Genomic DNA, 17560 nt, shown 5'->3' with positions numbered 1-17560 from the left:
GGTGAACCATAGGCATGGGAGGGGAGGGGTCACGTTCGGAGCACGTTCTCGTCGCGGGGGCGGGAGCGGACGGGGGGGACGTCGACGTCGGGAGTGCGTCGAACGTTCTCGCCGTGACGTACCGCACGCCAGCCGAAGACTGGCTCGGCCGGTTCCAGGCCGGGCCGGAGCGCGTCGCCGTCGTCAGCGTCGGCGAGCAGTCCCGGGCGGCCACGGCGTCAAGTCCGGGCGGGGGAACGGACGTGCTCGCGTCCACGACGGGCGTCGTCGAGACCGTCGCGGACGCGGGCGACGTCGCCGCCGTCGGCGCGCTCGTCTGCGACTACCTGGCCGCGTGGGAGGGCGCCGGCAGCACCGACGTCGTCGTCGACGACGCGTCCGCGGTGCTCGACGCGGTGTCCGCGGAGACGGCGTTCCGGTTCCTGCACGCGCTGTTGAGCCGGGCGGCGTCCATGGACGCCCGGGTCGTCGCCGGCTTCGACGCCAGCAGGTACCCGCCGCACGTCGTGCAGACGTTCGCGCCGCTGTTCGACGACGTCCGCGAGGGCGCCTGAGGTCGAACGCCCTCGTCGCGCCGGTCCGCCGCGTCGCCTACAGCCAGCCCTCGCGTCGGAAGTACACGAGCAGGACGCCGGCCATCGCCGCCATCCCGGCCATCACGGCGGGGTAGCCGTACGTCCACCCGAGCTCCGGCATGTTGTACGGGCTGCCGGAGAAGTTCATGCCGTAGACGCCGGCGACGAACGTCAGCGGCAGGATGATGGTGGCGACGACGGTGAGCTTCTTCATCACGTCGTTCGTGGACATCGACAGCGCGTTCAGGTAGATGTCGCGCGCGCCGCTCGTGAGGTCGCGGTACGTCTCCGCGAGCTCCACGAGCTGCACGAGGTGGTCGTAGACGTCCCGGTAGTACTTCTCGGTGGCCTCGCCGACGTGGTCGGGGTCGCCGCGCGCGAGCACGCCGACGGCGTCCCGCGTCGGCCACAGCAGCCGCCGCACCGACAGCAGGTCCCGGCGGAGGCTGTTGATGCGGTTGAGGACGTCGCTGCCGGCGGTCGCGGCCGCCATCACCTCGTCCTCGACGGCCTCGATGTCGTCCTCGATGTCGTCGAGGATGGCGAAGTAGTCGTCGACGATGCGGTCGATGCAGCGGTACGCGGTGAAGTCCGGGCCGCGGGACGCCAGCCGCGGCTCCTCGCGCTGCACGAGCCCCCAGACGGCGTCGAGCGCGTCGACGCGCTCGGGCTCGACGGTGAGCAGCCAGTCGTCGCCGACGAAGAACGCCGCCTGCAGCACGCGCAGCTCCTCGGCGAACGCCACGTCGCCGCGGCGCAGCGTCGCGTCTTTCACGAGCACGAACGTGTGCTCGTCGAACTCCTCGACTTTCGGCCGGACGTCCCCGAGCGCGTCCTCGACCTCCAGGGCGTGGACGCCGTAGGCGTCCGCGACGGCGTCCAGTTCCGCCTCGTCGGGGTCGACGACGCGCGTCCACGTCGTCCCGTCGGCGTCCCTGGCGGCCGCGTAGTCGGTCCACTCGGCGAGGCCGTCGGGAGTGTAGACGACGCTGTCGACGGTCACGCCCCCACCTCCCCGTTCTCGCCGGCGGCGACGCTCAGCAGCGTGACGCCGACGACGACGGCGGTGATGCTGAACGCCCGACCCGGGTACGCCACGAGGACGCCGGCGACGTACCCCGCGACGCCGGCGACGGTCGCGACCGCGCCGACCGCTCGCAGCGCGTTCATGGCGGGGGTGTCGCGGCCGGAGACCAAAAACCCGACCCCGGTCGCGGGCGCGGCGCGGTCACTCGACGCGTTCGCCCTGGTAGCTGCCGTCGTAGGTGTCGTCGTGGTCGGCGGCCGCGAGCACGAGCTGGGCGACCCGGGCGCCGCGTTCCAGGTCGACGTCGTGGTGGACCTCGAGGAGCCCCTCGCCCTTCCCGGTGTAGCCGGCGTCCCAGACGGCGGTGTTGAGCATGCAGGAGTTCCGCATGAGCGTCGAGCGCGGGTAGAGGAACCCGACGTACCCCTCCGGGATGGAGATGGTCTCGGCGTACTGGAGGACGTAGCCGCCCGGCGACAGCGCGAACGTCTCGCGGTCCCCGTCGGCGACGGGCCGGACGGGCCGTCGGTCGCCGACGGTCTTGCCGTCGCGGCCGACGCGGCCGGGTTCGGTCTGTTCGAGGACGGCCGCGACGGTGAGGTCGACGCCGTTCGGCTGGACCTGGTCGTCCGTGAGCGGTTCGACGTGGTCGGCGACGAACGCGCCGCTGGCGTACATCGCGTGGACGCTCACAGTCGACCGGTAATGGTCTGTCGGTCCCGGACGCCGGCGGTCGCGCTCGGCGGGGCGAGCGGGCCGGAACGGGCCGACAGTGGTACGCGGCCACACGCGTCAAATTAGGTCTTAGACCGTGTATTAGGCGAACGCGCCCGTCCTGAAACACGCGGGATTTATAATCGTAGAAGGTCCATTTCCGGACGCTATGGGACAGACGCTCACGGAGAAAATCCTCGACGACCACCTCGTCGAGGGCGACCTCGAACCCGGTGAGGAGATCGGGATCGAGATCGACCAGACGCTCTCCCAGGACACCACTGGGACGATGGTCTGGCTGCAGTTCGAGGCCCTCGAGATGGACGAAGTCCAGACCGAGCTCGCGGCCCAGTACTGCGACCACCAGACCTACCAGTTCGACTTCAAGAACACGGACGACCACCGCTTCCTGCGCTCGGCGGCCGGCAAATACGGCGCGTACTTCTCTCGCCCCGGCAACGGCATCTGCCACAACGTCCACAAGGAGAACTTCGCCGCGCCCGGGAAGACGCTGCTCGGCTCCGACAGCCACACGCCGACGCCCGGCGGCCTCGGCCAGCTCGCCATCGGCGCCGGCGGCATCGACATCGCCGTCGCGATGGGCGGCGGCCCCTACTACGTCGAGATGCCGGAGGTCGTCAACGTCCGCCTCGAGGGCGAGCTCCCCGAGTGGGCGACCGCGAAGGACGTCATCCTCGAGCTCCTGCGCCGGCTGTCCGTGAAAGGCGGCGTCGGCAAGGTCCTCGAGTACACGGGCCCCGGCGTGGAGACGCTCTCGGTGCCCGAGCGCACCACCATCACGAACATGGGCACCGAGCTCGGCGCCACGTCCTCCATCTTCCCGACCGACGAGAAGACCCGGGAGTGGCTCGCGGCGTTCGACCGCGAGGACGAGTTCGTCGACCTCGGCCCCGACGAGGACGCCGAGTACGCCGACGAGATCGTCGTCGACCTCTCGGACCTCGAGCCGCTCATCGCGAAGCCGTCGATGCCCGACAACGTCGTGCCCGTCCGCGAGGTCGCGGGCGAGGACGTCGAGCAGGTCATCGTCGGCTCCTGCACGAACGGCGGCTACGAGGACATCCTCCCCGCCGCGAAGATGCTGGAGGGCCGCCAGATCAACGCCGGCACCGAGATGATCGTCGCGCCCGGCAGCAAGCAGGCCTCCGAGATGCTCGCCCGCGAGGGCTGGACCGCCGAGATGATGGCGGCCGGCGTGAACTTCTCCGAGGCGACCTGCGGCGCCTGCATCGGCATCGGCCACGTCCCGGCCTCCGACTCCGTCTCGCTGCGGACGTTCAACCGGAACTTCGAGGGCCGCTCCGGCATCGAGGACGACTCCGTCTATCTCTGCTCGCCGGAGGTCGCAGCCGCCGCCGCGCTCACGGGCGAGATCGTCGACCCCCGCGACCTCGCCGACGAACTCGGCGACCTCGAGGACCCCGGCTTCCAGATGGCGGACAAGTACTCCGAGGGCTACGGCGCCGACGACCCGGACATCATCACGCCCGAGGAGGCCATCGACGACGACCTCATCAAGGGCCCGAACATCTCCAGCGTCCCCGTGAAGGACCCCCTGGAGGCCGACGTCGGCGGTGAGGCCCTGCTGAAGATGGGCGACAACATCACCACCGACCACATCATCCCGGCGACCTCGGACATCCTGAAGTTCCGCTCGAACATCGAGCGGCTCTCGGAGTTCACGCTCTCCCGCATCGACGACACGTTCGCGGAGCGCGCGAAGGCCGCCGACGACAGCGTGCTCGTCGCCGGCGAGAACTACGGCCAGGGCTCGTCCCGCGAGCACGCGGCGATGTGCCCGATGTTCCTCGGCGTCGAGGCCGTCCTCGCCCAGAGCTTCGCCCGCATCCACAAGGCGAACCTCTTCAACTTCGGCATCGTCCCGCTGAACATCGACGAGGACACCTACGAGCGCCTCGAGCAGGGCGACGACGTCGAGATCGTCGACGACGTCGCCGAGGCCGTCCAGTCCGGCCAGGAGGAGTTCACGGTCCGCGTGAACGACGACTGGGAGGCGACCGCGACGCTGGACGCCTCCGAGCGCGAGCGCCGCACGCTCGCGGCCGGCGGCAAGCTCTCCCTGACGAAGCAGCGCCACGAGGAGGGCAGCGGCGCCGCCAGCCCCGCCGACGACTAGTCGACGCGCCGCGTCCCGTTCGACGCGTCGCGTCCCGTTCGACCGCTCCCGTTTCTTTCGCGCTCGCGCCCCAGCGGCGGCCCCGTCCGGGTCGCCGGCCAGCGGCAGCTCGGGGCCGTAGCGCATTTACCCGGGGTCGCCGTACGCTACCGTGTGACGACCGTCGCACCGCCGGCGTCCGGAGCGCCCGTCCGGCAGGCCACGCGCGCCGACCTCCTGGACGTGTTCCGCATCGAGAAGGAGGTGTTCGACCAGCCGTGGCCGTACTCGGCGTTCGAACGCCAGCTCGGCACGCCGGGCTTCCTGGTGAGCGAGCCGGCGGCCGCGGCGGACGCCGGCGGCCACGTGACGGGGTACGTGGTCGCGGACACGATCCCGAACCACCAGCGGCCGCTCGGCCACGTCAAGGACCTCGCGGTGCGGCCGGCCGCGCGCGGCCGGGGCGTCGGCGAGGCGCTGCTGACGCGGTCGCTGTCCGTGCTGGCCGCCCAGGGCGCTCGCTCCGTGAAACTCGAGGTCCGGGCGGGCAACGACGCCGCGCTGGGCCTCTACGAGAAGTTCGACTTCGAGTACCTGCGCACGCTCCCCCGGTACTACACGGACGGCGAGGACGCGTACGTGCTCGTCGCGAACCTCGAGGACCGTGACTCGTTTTAGGCGGTAGCGCCACGACTCCGACATGGGCTACGAGTGTCCCGTCTGCGGCGCGGAGACGGCGGACGGCGAGCACCTCGCGAACCACGTCGCGTTCACGGCGCTCGTGCGCGGCGGCGACCACGAGGCGTTCCTCGACGAGCACGTCCCCGACTGGGGCGAACGCGACCCGGAGTCGCTGGCGGCCGACCTCACCGACCACGCCGCGGAGACGGACGCCGAACCCGTCACCGAGCCGCGGCACGCCGGCCACGACCACGGCCACGGCCGCGACGTGCCGGCGATGGAGCGCGCGGGCCGGGCGGACCTCTCGGGCGAGGCGGCGTCGATTCTCGAGGAGGCCCGCGAGCTCACCGAGGCGATGCAGGCGTCGTCGGTGACCGCGAGCGGGCAGTCCGCGGACGCCGAGGGGGACGACGCGGACGACGACCGCGAGGGCGCCGACGCGGCGAACGCCGACGGGAGCGGCGAGGCGGCGGACGACGACTCCGAAAGCGAGTAGGGCGTGCGGGCCGCGGTGTCGCGTATGCCAGAGACGCGTGGCCTGCTCGCGCCCGCCACCGAGGCCGAGGCACGGGAGCGCTTCGAGGCCGTCGGGCCGGCCGCACAGACCGTGACCAGGGAGGTCGCTCGCGCGATGGAGCTCTCGAAGGCGGAGTACGACGACCGCGTGACGTCCGCGGTCGTCGGCACCGCCCGCGAGGCGCTGTTCGCGTCCCTGCTCGCGGTCGAGGTCGGCGACGCCGACGAGTTCGAGGCGGCGAAGGACGCCCACCCGGACGCCGACGTCTACGAGAACGGCAGCCCGTCGGTCGACTACGCGGCCTGGCACCACGTGCCGTTCGCGGACGCCCTGGTCGCGACGACGTTCCAGAACGAGCCCGACGCCGCGGTGGCGACGCTGCGCCGCATCGCGTTCAGCCGGTTCTACGAGCCGGTGCTCTGACGGGCCGACGAGTCGACCGCCTCCGCCGGGGGGGACTGCTGGTGGTCCTGGCAGGGACTGTTGGTGGTCCTGGCAGGGACTGGCGCCGGGGCCGTCTGGTCAGTCGTCCGCCGCAGCCCCCGCTTGCTCGCGGAGGTACTCGAAGACCTCGCCGGTCTCGCTGACGAAGTCGTCCTCGTCGTACTCGTTGCCGTGCAGGACAGTCGAGAAGTACGACGTCACGCCGGCGACGTTCACCGCCTCGCCGATCTCGGGCTCGGAGACGCCCGCGAACCGCGCCTCCTCCGCGTGGAAGTACGCGCAGTACGGGCACTTCATCACCGCGGCCGCGCTCACGCCGACGAGCGCCTTCTCGCGGGGCGACAGCTCCGTCTCCCCGAGCAGGAGGTCGCGGAAGATCCCCCAGCTGTGGTCGCTGGCGGGCGCCGCGAGCGCCTCCATCCACTCCGGTACGGTGCCGAGCGTGTCCTCGATCTCCCGGGCAGTCTGTTTGGTTGCCATGGTGTGTCCCGTTCGCGCGGGACGACACCGACACGACCCGCGCGGCCTTTGCTATGCTGTCACTGTGCGGGGAGTAGGCGGCCGGATGCGGCCCGCTCGCTGCGCGGGAAGCGCCGACTTGGGTGCCGGGTTCGGCCGTCAGGCCTGGTAGTCGGGACAGCACTCCTCGAAGTCCGCGTTCGGCGCCGAGCACCGTCCCGTGCAGGGGTGGTCGATGTGGCGTTTCAGCGCGAGCGCGGTCTCCTCGGAGAGCACGCCGCCGACGGTCTCGCTGTCCACGTCCTCGAGGCCGAGCTCGTCGCCCGCGAAGTTCTCGACGAGGCAGCGCTTCCACATGCGCTCGCGGGTCACGCGCTCGCCCGCGTCGGTGAGCGTCGCGCCCTCGTAGCGCTCGTAGTCGACGAGCTCGCGGTCCGCGAACGACGCGAGGCGCTCGGTGACGGTCGCGGGGTCGACGCCGAGGCGGTCGGCGAGCTCGCCCGTGCGCGCTCGCCGGCCCTCCCGCGCGGACACGACCAGGATCGCGCTGAGGTAACGGCCCGCCGTCTCCGAGAGGTCGTCCCCGCTCATCTCGGCGCACACTCCGGCTTTCGCAGGGATAAGGCTGTTCCCGGCGGGCCAGCGGGGACGCCACGCGTTATGTGGGTCGGGCCGGTAGGGCCGTCCATGAGCGACCACGACTGGCCGGTCGTCGAGTCGGCGACGGAGTACGAGACGGGCTGGTACGCGGGCGGCTACGACCGCGTCGAGCAGCCGGACGGCTCCCTGAAGGACTACTACTGGGCGGCGCTGCCGCCCGCGGTCGTCGTCGCCGCGGTCGACGACGGCGACGTCGTCTTCGTCGACCAGTACCGGCCGACCATCCGCGAGCAGTGCCTGGAGCTCGTGGCCGGCATCGTCGAGGAGCGGGCGGGCGACCCCGGGGACGGCGAGGTGGCGCCGTCGCCGGACCGCGAGTCGTACGTCGCGGCGGGCCGCCGCGAGCTCCGCGAGGAGACCGGCTACGAGGCCGACGACGTGCACTTCGTGGAGGAGTTCTGGACGTCGACGGGCGTGCTCCGGCACCGGCGGGGAATCGTGTTCGCGGAGGGGCTGACCGAGGTCGGCCGCGACCTCGACGACAACGAGTTCCTGTCCGTGGAGCGCGTGCCGGTCGAGGACGCGCTGGCGGTGGCGCGCGCGCCGCCGGCGAACGACGCGACCATCGAGGGACTCCTCCTCGCGCGGGCGGACGGCTACCTGTAGCGGCGACCGGCTGTCAGCGTCGGCCGGCGCGCGGCGTCACTGGTGGACGGCGGCGACGAGCAGCGTCGGGAGGTTGCGGTCGCGGTCGAAGCGCTCCTCGTCGTCCCGGCGCGGGTACCGTTTCGGCGCGCGGGTTCGCCCCCAGTTCATGTTACATGTTAACACCCGGGGCGCCTTGGTCGTTACGGCCGTCCGGGGGTGACGCGACCGCAAGCCGTAACTCCGCGCGGACCCACTCGCCGTGCATGGACGGCGAGATCTCCGCGGCGGAACTCGAGGCGCTGCTCGACGACGACGAGGACGTCCGCGTCGTCGACATCCGTCCGCCCGCCGCGTTCGCCAGCGGCCACATCCCCGGCAGCGAGAACGTCCCGTTCGCCGAGCTCCCACGGTCGGTCGACCGCCTCGCGGACGCCGGCCGCGTCGTCACGGTCTGCCCGCACGGCGAAGCCAGCGTGCAGGCCGCCCGCCTCGTGGCGTCCTACGAGGGGCTCGCCGACGACGCGCGCGTCGAGAGCCTCGCCGACGGCATCACCGGCTGGACCGGCGACCTCGTCGCCGGCGACGACCCCGACGGCGACGCCGACGCGGAGTCCGCGACGGACGCGCCCTTCTGACGCGAGTCGCTGACTGGCCGTTTTTTCGAAGGCGAGTCGGCGACCGTCAGTCACGCTGCCGGCGGACGGCCCGCTCGCTGGCGCGACCGCAGCGCTGGCCAGCGCGGTGACGGAGAGAAAGGCTGCGAGTCGACGTACGGGTCAGGCGACGTTGAAGCCCTTGTCGCGGAGGAAGTCCTCCACGCGCCCCGAGTGGTTGCCCTGGAGTTCGATCTCGCCGTCCTCGACCGTGCCGCCGCACGCGAACTTCGACTTGAGGTCCGACGACAGGCTGTCGAGGTCGACGTCGTTCGGGTCGAATCCTTCGATGACGGTAACTTCCTTCCCGTAGCGGCGCTCGTCGATGCGGATTTCGATTTGCTGGGACTCTTTCGCGACGTCCTCGCAGACGCAGAGTTCCTCGGGCAACCCGCACGTCGAGCAGACTTCCGACATTACACGTGTGGGTACGAAATCCCGCTATTAAACACTATCGCCGGGGTCCGGGGAGGCGGCTGTATTCGGCGGCGAGCGCCCGCGCGAGGCGTTTCGCCTCCTCGGCGTCGTCGGCGCTGACGTCCCCCGCGTACCGGGCGCGCTCGCGGATGGCCGCCGCTCGCGCCGCGCGCTCGCCGGCGCGCACGTCCGCGACGAACGCCCGCACCGTCTCGCCGGCGCGGCGCTCGCGGTACCGGCGCTCGAGGACGTACTCCACGCGCTCGAACGCCGCCTCCACCTCCGCGCGCGGGTCGCCGCGCGGCAGCCACCGCAGCCAGAGCGCGCGGTACGCGCGGTCCGCGGCGCCCGTGTACCGCGCGCCCGCGAGCGCGCCGACCGCCAGGACGCTCCAGACGGCGAGCGTCGACACCGGCGGCAGCGGCGGTCCGCCCCCGCCGCCCCCACCACCGGGCGCGCTGGCGTTCTCGTTGACCGTGAGGTTCGGCTGGTTCGGCGCGGCCGGCCCGGTGTTCGCCGGCACGCGGACGTCGGACCCCTCGCCGCCGACGCCGGTCTCGTTCTCGACGCCGTCCGCGTCGTCGAACTCCCGGTCCGTCTCGTTGGCGGGGAGCTGGGGCTGGGTCGGCGTCCACGTGCCGTTCTCGCTGCCCGCGACGTCGACGCCCTCGACGCCGCTCTCCCGGGCCTCCTCGACGCGCTCCCGCTCGACGCTGCTGCGCTCCGTGCTCGGCGTCGGGTCGAACCGCACCCAGCCGTGGTCGGCGACGTACACCTCTACCCACGCGTGGGAGTCGAGGCCGCGGACCACCCACTCGTCCTCGCCGACGCGCTGGCCGGGCGTGTACCCCGTGACGTACCGCGCCGGCACGTCCTGCGTCCGCAGCATCGTCACCATCGCGCTCGCGTAGTACGTGCAGTAGCCGGGCGTCTCGCCCAGCACGAACTCGTTGACGAGGTTGCCGTCCGCGTTCGGCGCGTCCAGCGAGTACTCCTTGTTCGCCTCCAGCCAGCGCTCGACGGCGACCGCCCGCTCGTAGTTCGAGTCCCTGCCCTCGGTGAGGTCGGCGGCGAGGTCGGCGACCCGCTCGTCGGTACTCGAGGGCACCTGGAGGTACGACTCCCGGACGCGCTCGGGCGCCGGCTCGGTGACCTCGGACAGCGCCGACGGGTCGCCGACGGGCTCGCGGCCGACCACCTCGTAGCTGTCGCCGGGGTACAGCGTCGGCCCGGACTGCAGCAGGCCGCCCTCGCTCACGTCGGCGTCGACGCCGCGCACGGACTGCGGGACGGCCGCCGACGGCAGCACGTCCAGCGTGCGCTCGGCGGTGACGGTCTGGGTGACGCGGTCGCCGGTCGGCGCCGGCGTCTCCGCCGACCCGACGTCGCCGGTCTGCACCCAGCCGTCCCCGGTGAAGCGGTCGTAGACGGCGGCGCGGTAGTACGTCTCCCGGTTCGACTCCACGACGAAGTGCACCTCGGGGTCCAGCCGGAGGCTGCCGCCGACGCCGACGTACCCCTCGGCGCTCACGAGACTGCCCGTGGTCGTCGTCGCCGACGCCGGCACGAGCGGGGAACTGCCGCCCGGCACCGCCGTCACGGTCGCGGACCCGACGACCATCACCGCCAGCACGACCGCCAGCAGCTGGGCCTGCCGGCCGCTCGCGTCGTGGGCGGCGAGCGTCCCGAACCCGACCGCGCCCGCCGCCGCGAGCACGCCCACCAGCGTCGTCGTCGCGCCCGCGTCCCCGGTCAGCACGAAGAACCCGAGCGCGACCCCGGCGACGCCAGCGGCCCGCGCGTACTGCCGGCGGAACGCGAAGTACGCCGCGAGGAACGTCGGCGCCGGCGCGACAGCGGTCGCCCACGTGCCCGCCGCCGGCATCCGGAGCACGGAGTACCCCGTCAGGAGGGCGACGGTGTCCCGGGCGACGCGCGTCGGCGACATCGCCTCGAAGTACGCCGGCGGCACCGCCAGCAGGTAGCCCGCCAGTCCGGCGGCAAGGAACGCCGCCGCGAGCCCGACCGCGTACTTCCAGGGGAGCGCACGCAGCACGCCGGCGAGGCCGACGGCGGCCGCGACAGCCGCGAGGAACAGCGTCCCGTCGCCGACCACGGTGACGACGTCGTACAGCACCGCGAGGTACGCCGCCGCCGCGACGGCGACGCTCGCGCCCGCCAGGACCTCCTGTCCGGACACCCGCCAGTCGGCGGCCCGCGACGCCACCGCGTCCCGGACGCCGGCGACGCTCACGCGATCACCTCCGGGGGCGTCTCGCCGCGCCGGTCCGGCGACTGCGCCTCGCCGGCGTTCCGGCCGACGAACTCCGCGTACCGGTGTTCGTCGCCGTCCACCGTGACGGAGACGTGCTCGCCGCTCTCCGGGGCGTACACGACGATCTCGGCCTCGTCGCGGCGCCGCCGCCGGAGCTTCCCGCGCTCGAAGGACGCCAGCGCCGCCAGCAGCCGCCGCCGGTGCGGGTCGCCGTGCGCCGGGTCGACGACCCCGTTCGGCGTCGCGACGCCGACCGCGACGCCCGCGTCCAGCAGGTGCGCGGCGACGCTCGCCGCCGCCTCCGCGACGGAGTCCTCGCGCGGCCCGAGCGCCTCGACGGCGACGGTGACGCGGTCGCTCGCCCCCTCGCCGGCGTACTCAGTGACCGCGAGGCCGTCCGGGCGCTTCGCGGACGCCTTCCAGTTGACGTCCCGCAGCGGGTCGCCGTGCTCGTACTCGCGGACGCCCGCGAACTGCTCGCGCTCGTCCGTGATGCCAACGTAGCCCGTCAGCAGCGAGGCCGTGTCCTCGAGCTCGTGGACGCGCGGGAACACCGTCACGCGCTGGGGCTCGCCGACCCGGAACGAGACGGTCCAGAGGCCGAACGGGTCGGTCGCCTCGACGTCCGTCGGCCCGACGGCGTGCACGCCCCTGCCGGCCAGCTCCACGTCGTAGGACAGCTCGCGGCCGTCCGTCTCCGCCCGCAGCTCGGTGTCGCCGCGCAGCCCCGCGCCGAGCTTGTCCCGCACGGTCGCGGGGTACGACCGGGGCGCCTCGACGGCCAGCTCGACGGTCCGCCAGTCGCCCTGGTGGCCCTCCCTGGGCGTCACGCGGTCGACGTCCGGCGGTCGGAACGAGAGCACGTACAGCCGCGTCGTCGCCAGCAGCGCGGCCGCCGGCACCACGACGGCGTTCAGGCTCCGGCCGCCGAACGCGTACCCCAGCACCACGCCGACGACGGCGGCCGCCAGCACGAACCGGCCGCGGCGCGTGAGCGTCGTCGGCATCCTACTCGGGGCGGACCGTGTCCAGCGCCCGCTGCACGAGCGTGCGCGCCGGCTCGCCGCCGAGGGTCCCGCCCGCCTCCGCGCGGATGCGGTGGGCGAGCACGCTCTCGGCTTCCGCCTGCACGTCGTCGGGCACCACGTAGTCCCGGCCGTCCACGACGGCCCGTCCCTGCGAGGCCCGCAGCAGGGAGATCGAGCCCCGCGGACTCACGCCGAGGGCCGCGTGGTCGCGGGTGTACCGCGCGAGCTCGGTGACGTACTCCTTGACGGGGCGCTCGACGGTCACGTTCGACGTCGCCGCGCGAGCGCGCCGGAGGTCCTCGACGGACGCGACGGCCTCGATGTCGTCGATGGGGTGGCCGCCGACGACGCGGTCGAGGACGTCGACCTCCTGGTCGCGGCCCGGGTAGCCGAGGTGGAGCTTCTTCATGAACCGGTCGAGCTCCGCGACCGGCAGCTCGTACGTGCGGTCGCGCTCGACGGCGTTCTGCGTCGCGATGACCACGAACGGGTCCGGGAGGGCGCGCGTGTCGCCGTCCGCGGTCACCTGCCGTTCCTCCATCGCCTCCAGGAGCGCGGACTGGGTCTTCGGCGGCGCGCGGTTGATCTCGTCGGCGAGCAACACGTTCGCGAACACCGGCCCGGGCCGGAACTCGAACTCCCGGGACTTCTCGTTGAAGACGTTGACGCCGGTGACGTCCGTCGGCAGCAGGTCGGGCGTGAACTGCACGCGCTGGAAGTCGCCGTCGAACGACCGCGCGACCGCCCGCGCGAGCATCGTCTTCCCGACGCCGGGCACGTCCTCGAGGAGGACGTGACCGCCGCCGAGGACGGCGGTCAGGACGTGCTCGACGGCGTCGCGCTTGTCGACGATGACCGTCTCGATGTTCTCGACGACGCGGGCGGCGAGGTCGCTGGCGTCGCCGACCGGCAGCGGAGCGGTCTGGGGGTCCGTTCGCCGGTCGGCGACCGCGCGTGTGTCGTGTGCATCTGTCATAGTGAGGGGAACCATCCGGGAGTCGTCGGCTGTGGAGTGGTAGGGGAGCAGATACTTGTATGTTTACCGGTCACACACTCGCTCGCCGGTTCAGTCCCACGATCTGCAGGCCGTACAGCACCGCTGGCCGTCCGCGACCCACAGGCGACCCGCCGGTTCGCCGCAGGCCGGACACGCCCCGCCCTCCTCCCACGAACTCGTCACCGCGGCCGGCTCGGCCGTCGCCGGCGAGTCGCCGCCGGCGCTCGCTTCGCGGCCGGACGGCTCAGTGGACTCCTCGTCCCCGTCGTCGACGAACGCGTCCAGCGTCGCCTCCTCTGGCACGCGCCGGCCTTGGGTCGCCACCGACATAACCGTCCCGGAGGACTCAAGGCGCCGGCCACCGCACCGACTCACATGGTCTGGATACTCGAGAACCCGGTCGAGATGGCCCAACACCTCCTGACGGCTGCCAGCACCGACCCCCTCTCCGCGGTGCTCGTCGCGATCGGCGGCCTGCTCGTGACCGTCAGCGCCGGCGGGTTCGGCGTGCTCGCGCTCGGCGCGCTCCTCGAGGCGCTCGTCCCCGACACCGCGACCGAACGCCAGCGCCGCGTCCGCCAGTAGGCCGCCGTCCCGCCAGTACCGTCCCGCCAGCAGGCCGCCGTCTCGCGGTCCTCCTCAGACGCCAGCGCGGTCGAACGCGTCGGCGAGCAACCCGACTGCCGCCGCCCGGTCCGGGCCCAGCGGCGACGCCGCCACCACGCTGTCGACGTGCTCGCCGACCGCCGCCAGCCGCTCGGCGACGTCCCCCGGGTCGCCGGCGACGCAGAACGCGTCCAGCATCCGGTCGGACACGGCGTCGAACGCCGCCGAGAACTCGCCCGCCTCGATTCGCTCGCCGATCTCCGCGGCGATGTCGCGGTCGATGCCGTGGCGGTCCAGGACGGGCGGCGCCGCGCCCGCCGCGATGAACGCCACCGGCGGCCGCGCCGCCTCCCGGGCCGCCGCCGCGTCCTCGGCGACCGACACCGACGCGAACGCCGCCACGTCCACGTCGCCGTCGACGACGCGGTCCTCGACGCCCTCCGCGACGCGGTCGGCCGCCCACGAGAGGTCGCGCTCGTGGCTCGCGTTCACCAGCACGCCGTCCGCGTGCTTGCCCGCCATCCGCAGCATGTGCGGGCCCTGGGCGCCCACGTACACGGGGACGTCGCCGACGTCGTAGTTCAGGCCCGCGTCGCGAGCGACGAACGTCCCGTCGTGGTCGACGCGCTCCCCGTCCCAGAGGCCCTGGGCGACCTTCATCGCCTCCAGGACGCGCCGCAGCGGCCGGTCGCGGTCCACGCCGAGGTTCCGCAGCGTCGACGCGTCCCCCGCCCCGAGGCCGAGCACCGCGCGGCCGCCGCTCACCTCGTCCAGCGTCCCGACCTGGGACGCCAGCTTCACCGGGTGCGTGTCGTAGGGGTTCGCCACGCCCGGCCCCAGCGAGACCTCCGAGGTGGCCGCCGCCACCCGGTCCAGCGCCACGAACGGGTCGCGGTTGTTGTAGTGACAGGACGCGAACACCGCGTCGAAGCCAGCGGCCTCCGCGTCCGCCGCCAGCGACGCCACCTCCTCGACCGGGACCTCGGGCGTCAGCTCAACGCCCCGCATACTCCCACCCCCTGAGCGCCTGCCGCACGAAGTCCGTCCCCACGTCACGGTACAGCCGGTCGCTGCCGTCGTGGTCGCCGAACGCGAACTCCCGGACCACGACGACCGGCGTCCCGCCGTCGCCCTCGCCGGACACCAGGTTCGCCGCCGCCGCGAGCTCGTCCACGACGCTCTCGACGGTCACCGAGAGCTCGTGGCCGTCGCGGTCGGTCTCCCCGCGCCAGTCACGGGACGCCGGCATCCCCGCCCAGCCCAGCGCCACGCCGCGCTGGCCGTGCCGGAACGGCCGGCCCGAGGTGTCCGTCACCACCACCGCGACGTCCGCGTCCAGGCCCTCGCGGATGCGCTCGGCGCTCGCCCCCGGGTCCTCGGGGAGCAACAGCAGGTCGGCGCCGCCCGTGTTCGACCGGTCGATGCCGGCGTTCACGCCGACGTGGCCGAACCGCGTCGCCGTCAACAGGAACGGCGCCGCCATCAGGACCTCCGTCGACTCCTCGAGGACGGCCTGCGCGAACCGCGGGTCCTTCTGTTCGCCCGTGAGCTCGCTCAACCGGGCCGCGAGCTCCCGGGCGCGCGGCCCCGCCGGGAAGTCGGACAGCGACGCCGTCCGCCCCTCCGCCTTCGATACCACGGTGCTGGCGACGCAGACCACGTCGCCGTCCGCGAGGTCGACGCGCTCCGCGACGAGCCCGGCGAGGTCGTCGCCCGCCCGCACCTCCGGCACGTCCGGTACCGCGAACGCGTGCATACGTCGGCTTCGGCGCCACCCCTCAAAGCCCCGGCGGTACCGGACACCCTACTCGCGGACCACGGCCACCTCGACGTCGCCGTCGGCGACGTCCACCGTCATCATCGTCGCCTCGTCCGCGGGCGACGCGCCGGTCGCGCTCCCCGGGTTCAGCAGTCGCACGCCGTCGACGACCTCGTCGCGCACCGCGTGCGTGTGCCCGGACACGCCGACGGCGTCCGGATCGTCGCGCTCCTCCCGGACCGTCTCCAGCACTCGCTGCTCGTACCCGTCGAGGGAGCCGGTGCCGTGCACCACCACGAACTGCCGGTCGCCCACCCACAGCGTCTCCACCGGCGGCAGCCCGAGGTCCCGGGGGTCCATGTTCCCGCGCACGGCGACGAACTCGCCGTCCGCCAGCGAGGCCACGCGGTCGTACGCGTCCGCGCTGTCGAAGTCGCCGGCGTGCACCACGACGTCGGCGTCCTCCAGTTCCTGTTCGACGAACGCCGGGAGCTCGGACGCCCGCGACGGGATGTGCGTGTCACTGACGAGCGCAACGCGTCGCATACCACTGGGTTCGGCGCCCCGGACAAAATAGTTCGCGGCGCGACGGTTCCGCGTGGCTTGAAACCGCTGGCCGTCTATCCCCCTCGTATGCCGACCGACGTCGTCACCGCCTTCGTCCGGCACGGCACGGACGTCCTCCTGTTGCGGCGCAGCGAGTCCGTCGGCTCCTACCCCGGACGGTGGGGCGGGGTCGCCGGCCACGCCGAGGGCGACCCCGAAGCGCAGGCGCGCACCGAGCTCCGCGAGGAGACCGGCTTCGGGGACGCCGACGTCGAACTCGTCCGGCGCGGCGCCCCCTTCGAGGTGGACGACCCCGACCACGGCACGTGGGTCGTCCACCCGTTCCTCTTCGACTGCCGGCGCCGCGACGCCGCCACGAACTGGGAGGCCGCCGCCCACGAGTGGGTGCCGCCCACGGAGATCCGCCGGCGCGACACCGTCCCGGACCTCTGGCGGTCCTACGACGCCGTCAGGCCCACCGTCGACTCGGTCGCCGGCGACGACGAACACGGCTCGGCGTACCTCTCGCTGCGCGCGCTCGACGTCCTCCGCGACGAGGCCGCCGTCGCGGCCGACGAGGGCGGCGACTGGGAACGCGTCGCCGCGGTCGCGTGCGACCTGGCCGCCGCGAAGCCGGGGATGGCGGTCGTCCGGAACCGCGTGAACCGCGCGATGGCGGCCGCGGACCGGACGCCGAGCGGCGTGGAAGCCGCCGCCCGCGAGGTCGCCGGCGAGGCCGCGGACGCGGACGACCGCGCCGCCGCCTCGGCGGCCGACGACCTCCGGTCGCGGGGCGTCGCTGCGGTGTTCACGCTGTCGCGGTCCGGGACGGTCGACGCCGCGCTCCGCGAGCTCGCCCCCGGACGCGTCGTGGTCGCCGAGTCTCGACCGGGCGGCGAGGGCGTCGGCGTCGCCGAGGCGCTCGCGGGCGACTGCGACGTGACCCTCACCGGGGACGCGAACGTCCCGGCAGCGGTCGCCGCGGCCGACGCGGTGCTCGTCGGCGCGGACGCCGTGTTCCCGGACGGCGACGTCGTGAACAAGGTGGGGACGCGCGCCGCCGCGCTCGCTGCACGCGACGCCGGCGTCCCGACGGTCGTCGCGTGCGCCGCGGACAAGGTCGCGCCCGAGCGCCTGCCGGTCGAGGACGGCGACGCGGACGCGCTCTACGAGGGGGACGCGCCGCTGGACGTCGAGAACCCGGTCTTCGAGGCCGTGCCGGGGCGGCTCGTCGACGCCGTCGTCACGGAGGCCGGCGTCCTCGACGCCGAGGCCGTGGGCGCGCTCGCCGCCGAGCGCCGCGAGTGGGCGGCCTGGGAGTGAAAGGTTCTTCCCCGGGTCACCCCTACCGTCGTCCCGGGCGACGGTGACGAGGAGTTACCCCCTCCGAGCCCCTTGTGACGAGGCATTTCTCCCGAGTCGCCCCGCTCCGAACCCCGGCAGCGACGGGTGTGGCGTGCAGGCGGCGGACCGCGTC

General features: G+C 73.3%; 22 protein-coding genes. 9 read left to right on the top strand and 13 right to left on the bottom strand.

What is annotated here, in order from left to right; translation table 11 throughout:
- The first annotated feature begins 14 nt into the window (after positions 1-14).
- Positions 15-554 carry a DUF7504 family protein gene (locus U5911_RS03595; RefSeq protein ID WP_336035349.1) on the top strand — a complete coding sequence of 180 codons (540 nt, stop codon included), beginning with the start codon at positions 15-17 and terminating at the stop codon, positions 552-554.
- A gap of 37 nt (positions 555-591) precedes the next feature.
- On the opposite strand, the gene corA is transcribed toward U5911_RS03595, so the two are convergent.
- Genes corA through U5911_RS03580 form a run of 3 tightly spaced genes read right to left on the bottom strand, consistent with a single transcriptional unit; the run spans position 592 to position 2295 of the window.
- Positions 592-1578 carry a magnesium/cobalt transporter CorA gene (gene corA, locus U5911_RS03590; protein WP_336035347.1) on the bottom strand — a complete coding sequence of 329 codons (987 nt, stop codon included), beginning with the start codon at positions 1576-1578 and terminating at the stop codon, positions 592-594.
- Positions 1575-1745 carry a hypothetical protein gene (locus tag U5911_RS03585; RefSeq protein ID WP_336035346.1) on the bottom strand — a complete coding sequence of 57 codons (171 nt, stop codon included), beginning with the start codon at positions 1743-1745 and terminating at the stop codon, positions 1575-1577. Before U5911_RS03585 ends, corA begins: the two co-directional genes overlap by 4 nt.
- A gap of 58 nt (positions 1746-1803) precedes the next feature.
- Positions 1804-2295 (bottom strand): deoxyuridine 5'-triphosphate nucleotidohydrolase, encoded by a 492-nt coding sequence (locus tag U5911_RS03580; protein WP_336035344.1) that lies wholly within the window; start codon positions 2293-2295, stop codon positions 1804-1806.
- Between the two features lie 190 nt (positions 2296-2485).
- Here U5911_RS03580 and U5911_RS03575 point away from each other — a divergent pair, with 190 nt between their 5' ends.
- The 4 genes from U5911_RS03575 (at position 2486) to U5911_RS03560 (ending at position 6074) form a co-directional block, all read left to right on the top strand.
- Positions 2486-4474, top strand: coding sequence for an aconitate hydratase (locus tag U5911_RS03575; protein WP_336035342.1), 1989 nt, complete (start codon positions 2486-2488; stop codon positions 4472-4474).
- A 153-nt stretch (positions 4475-4627) separates the two neighbouring features.
- Positions 4628-5131, top strand: coding sequence for a GNAT family N-acetyltransferase (locus tag U5911_RS03570; RefSeq protein WP_336035340.1), 504 nt, complete (start codon positions 4628-4630; stop codon positions 5129-5131).
- Positions 5132-5153: 22 nt separating this feature from the next.
- On the top strand, positions 5154-5630 hold the full coding sequence (locus tag U5911_RS03565; RefSeq protein ID WP_336035338.1) for a DUF5810 domain-containing protein: 477 nt from the start codon (positions 5154-5156) through the stop codon (positions 5628-5630).
- Positions 5631-5654: 24 nt separating this feature from the next.
- Positions 5655-6074 (top strand): DUF5809 family protein, encoded by a 420-nt coding sequence (locus U5911_RS03560; RefSeq protein WP_336035336.1) that lies wholly within the window; start codon positions 5655-5657, stop codon positions 6072-6074.
- A gap of 99 nt (positions 6075-6173) precedes the next feature.
- Here the strand turns inward: U5911_RS03560 and U5911_RS03555 are convergent, their stop codons facing one another.
- On the bottom strand, positions 6174-6575 hold the full coding sequence (locus tag U5911_RS03555; RefSeq protein WP_336035334.1) for a carboxymuconolactone decarboxylase family protein: 402 nt from the start codon (positions 6573-6575) through the stop codon (positions 6174-6176).
- Between the two features lie 138 nt (positions 6576-6713).
- On the bottom strand, positions 6714-7145 hold the full coding sequence (locus tag U5911_RS03550; RefSeq protein WP_336035333.1) for a metal-dependent transcriptional regulator: 432 nt from the start codon (positions 7143-7145) through the stop codon (positions 6714-6716).
- Positions 7146-7241: 96 nt separating this feature from the next.
- Here U5911_RS03550 and U5911_RS03545 point away from each other — a divergent pair, with 96 nt between their 5' ends.
- Together U5911_RS03545 and U5911_RS03540 are read left to right on the top strand one after the other, a co-directional pair.
- Positions 7242-7820, top strand: a complete 579-nt coding sequence (locus tag U5911_RS03545; protein WP_336035331.1) for an NUDIX hydrolase — start codon at positions 7242-7244, stop codon at positions 7818-7820.
- A 245-nt stretch (positions 7821-8065) separates the two neighbouring features.
- Complete coding sequence (locus U5911_RS03540) at positions 8066-8437, top strand: rhodanese-like domain-containing protein (protein ID WP_336035330.1); 372 nt, start codon at positions 8066-8068, stop codon at positions 8435-8437.
- Between the two features lie 141 nt (positions 8438-8578).
- Here the strand turns inward: U5911_RS03540 and yciH are convergent, their stop codons facing one another.
- The 5 genes from yciH to U5911_RS03515 form a co-directional block, all read right to left on the bottom strand.
- Entirely contained in the window at positions 8579-8872 is a 294-nt protein-coding gene (gene yciH, locus U5911_RS03535) for a stress response translation initiation inhibitor YciH (protein WP_058980746.1), read from the bottom strand.
- 34 nt (positions 8873-8906) lie between these two features.
- The gene (locus U5911_RS03530; protein ID WP_336035327.1) at positions 8907-11126 is read right to left on the bottom strand and encodes a transglutaminase TgpA family protein; all 2220 of its coding nucleotides are present in this window, start codon (positions 11124-11126) and stop codon (positions 8907-8909) included.
- On the bottom strand, positions 11123-12154 hold the full coding sequence (locus tag U5911_RS03525; RefSeq protein ID WP_336035325.1) for a DUF58 domain-containing protein: 1032 nt from the start codon (positions 12152-12154) through the stop codon (positions 11123-11125). The genes U5911_RS03530 and U5911_RS03525 overlap by 4 nt, the downstream gene beginning before the upstream one ends.
- Before the next feature lies 1 nt (position 12155).
- On the bottom strand, positions 12156-13151 hold the full coding sequence (locus U5911_RS03520; RefSeq protein WP_336035323.1) for an AAA family ATPase: 996 nt from the start codon (positions 13149-13151) through the stop codon (positions 12156-12158).
- A gap of 90 nt (positions 13152-13241) precedes the next feature.
- Positions 13242-13475, bottom strand: coding sequence for a DUF7573 domain-containing protein (locus tag U5911_RS03515; RefSeq protein ID WP_336035322.1), 234 nt, complete (start codon positions 13473-13475; stop codon positions 13242-13244).
- Between the two features lie 72 nt (positions 13476-13547).
- On the opposite strand from U5911_RS03515, the gene U5911_RS03510 reads away from it, so the two are divergent.
- On the top strand, positions 13548-13757 hold the full coding sequence (locus tag U5911_RS03510) for a DUF8024 family protein (RefSeq protein ID WP_336035321.1): 210 nt from the start codon (positions 13548-13550) through the stop codon (positions 13755-13757).
- A gap of 54 nt (positions 13758-13811) precedes the next feature.
- Here U5911_RS03510 and U5911_RS03505 read toward each other — a convergent pair whose 3' ends face one another.
- The 3 genes from U5911_RS03505 to U5911_RS03495 are packed head-to-tail and all read right to left on the bottom strand — an operon-like array spanning position 13812 to position 16083.
- Positions 13812-14786 (bottom strand): 5,10-methylenetetrahydromethanopterin reductase, encoded by a 975-nt coding sequence (locus U5911_RS03505; protein WP_336035320.1) that lies wholly within the window; start codon positions 14784-14786, stop codon positions 13812-13814.
- A complete protein-coding gene (locus tag U5911_RS03500; protein WP_336035318.1) occupies positions 14773-15534 on the bottom strand; it encodes a coenzyme F420-0:L-glutamate ligase in 762 nt (253 codons plus the stop codon). Before U5911_RS03500 ends, U5911_RS03505 begins: the two co-directional genes overlap by 14 nt.
- A 48-nt stretch (positions 15535-15582) precedes the next feature.
- Positions 15583-16083 carry a metallophosphoesterase family protein gene (locus tag U5911_RS03495; protein ID WP_336035316.1) on the bottom strand — a complete coding sequence of 167 codons (501 nt, stop codon included), beginning with the start codon at positions 16081-16083 and terminating at the stop codon, positions 15583-15585.
- An 87-nt stretch (positions 16084-16170) separates the two neighbouring features.
- On the opposite strand from U5911_RS03495, the gene U5911_RS03490 reads away from it, so the two are divergent.
- Positions 16171-17406: an NUDIX domain-containing protein gene (locus tag U5911_RS03490; protein WP_336035314.1), complete on the top strand. Its 1236-nt coding sequence runs from the start codon at positions 16171-16173 to the stop codon at positions 17404-17406.
- Positions 17407-17560: the final 154 nt, after the last annotated feature.

It is taken from the genome of Halobacterium yunchengense (assembly GCF_037031165.1).
Classification (GTDB): Archaea; Halobacteriota; Halobacteria; order Halobacteriales; family Halobacteriaceae; genus Halobacterium; species Halobacterium yunchengense.
Note: the sequence above shows the minus strand (reverse complement) of the source record. Positions and strands in the feature narration are given on the sequence as shown.

What these genes read in the sequence shown, in the direction of transcription:
- U5911_RS03520 (WP_336035323.1), bottom strand. Translation starts at nt 13,151, where the DNA reads ATGACAGATGCACACGACACACGCGCGGTCGCCGACCGGCGAACGGAC.
- U5911_RS03595 (WP_336035349.1), top strand. Translation starts at nt 15, where the DNA reads ATGGGAGGGGAGGGGTCACGTTCGGAGCACGTTCTCGTCGCGGGGGCG.
- U5911_RS03510 (WP_336035321.1), top strand. Translation starts at nt 13,548, where the DNA reads ATGGTCTGGATACTCGAGAACCCGGTCGAGATGGCCCAACACCTCCTG.
- U5911_RS03545 (WP_336035331.1), top strand. Translation starts at nt 7,242, where the DNA reads ATGAGCGACCACGACTGGCCGGTCGTCGAGTCGGCGACGGAGTACGAG.
- U5911_RS03560 (WP_336035336.1), top strand. Translation starts at nt 5,655, where the DNA reads ATGCCAGAGACGCGTGGCCTGCTCGCGCCCGCCACCGAGGCCGAGGCA.
- U5911_RS03550 (WP_336035333.1), bottom strand. Translation starts at nt 7,145, where the DNA reads ATGAGCGGGGACGACCTCTCGGAGACGGCGGGCCGTTACCTCAGCGCG.
- U5911_RS03500 (WP_336035318.1), bottom strand. Translation starts at nt 15,534, where the DNA reads ATGCACGCGTTCGCGGTACCGGACGTGCCGGAGGTGCGGGCGGGCGAC.
- U5911_RS03505 (WP_336035320.1), bottom strand. Translation starts at nt 14,786, where the DNA reads ATGCGGGGCGTTGAGCTGACGCCCGAGGTCCCGGTCGAGGAGGTGGCG.
- U5911_RS03495 (WP_336035316.1), bottom strand. Translation starts at nt 16,083, where the DNA reads ATGCGACGCGTTGCGCTCGTCAGTGACACGCACATCCCGTCGCGGGCG.
- yciH (WP_058980746.1), bottom strand. Translation starts at nt 8,872, where the DNA reads ATGTCGGAAGTCTGCTCGACGTGCGGGTTGCCCGAGGAACTCTGCGTC.
- U5911_RS03585 (WP_336035346.1), bottom strand. Translation starts at nt 1,745, where the DNA reads ATGAACGCGCTGCGAGCGGTCGGCGCGGTCGCGACCGTCGCCGGCGTC.
- U5911_RS03565 (WP_336035338.1), top strand. Translation starts at nt 5,154, where the DNA reads ATGGGCTACGAGTGTCCCGTCTGCGGCGCGGAGACGGCGGACGGCGAG.
- U5911_RS03575 (WP_336035342.1), top strand. Translation starts at nt 2,486, where the DNA reads ATGGGACAGACGCTCACGGAGAAAATCCTCGACGACCACCTCGTCGAG.
- U5911_RS03490 (WP_336035314.1), top strand. Translation starts at nt 16,171, where the DNA reads ATGCCGACCGACGTCGTCACCGCCTTCGTCCGGCACGGCACGGACGTC.
- U5911_RS03555 (WP_336035334.1), bottom strand. Translation starts at nt 6,575, where the DNA reads ATGGCAACCAAACAGACTGCCCGGGAGATCGAGGACACGCTCGGCACC.
- U5911_RS03525 (WP_336035325.1), bottom strand. Translation starts at nt 12,154, where the DNA reads ATGCCGACGACGCTCACGCGCCGCGGCCGGTTCGTGCTGGCGGCCGCC.
- U5911_RS03540 (WP_336035330.1), top strand. Translation starts at nt 8,066, where the DNA reads ATGGACGGCGAGATCTCCGCGGCGGAACTCGAGGCGCTGCTCGACGAC.